The sequence below is a fragment of the Vibrio sp. Y176 genome (assembly GCF_033438945.1).
Map to the genome: position 1 here is coordinate 1 of NZ_JAWOQS010001288.1, position 500 is coordinate 500.

1 pseudogene is annotated in these 500 nt (G+C 45.0%); it reads right to left on the minus strand.

Annotated features, from left to right (window positions below):
• A pseudogene (gene vmeE / locus R7O13_RS31455) lies at positions 1-500 on the minus strand (multidrug efflux RND transporter periplasmic adaptor subunit VmeE); the annotation flags it as partial.

Sequence of the window (500 nt, forward strand, 5' to 3'; positions counted from 1 at the left end):
AAATGCCAGTGAAGCGTTCATCAACATGCCCGGTTTCAATTGGTTTTCTGGGTTATCAAACTCAATGCGCACGCGCAAATTCAATGTCTCTGCACTGATTCTGGTATCAATACCAGTCACTTTCCCAGAAAAACGTTGTTCACCCCAAGCACTGGTCTTCGCGGCAACTTCCATTCCAACTGACAACATCGACAAATAACGTTCTGGAATTTGTAAATCCAACTCCATGACCGACAGATCGTCTAATGTCAGAAGCTCAGTTCCTGCGCTAACCATTTTCCCGCGGCTGAAATCGATAAATCCAACCGTTCCAGAAAAGGGCGCGGTGATATGCATATCGGCGCGATTCGCTTTCGCACCCTCCAGTCGACCCTGAGCCATCTCCACGCTTGCTTTTTGTGCATCAATTTCGGTTTGAGTAATTGCGTTTCGTTTAACTAAACGCTGAAATTCTTTTAACTTACGTTCTTCATCTTTTAAGTAAGCTTTTGCCTCAACCA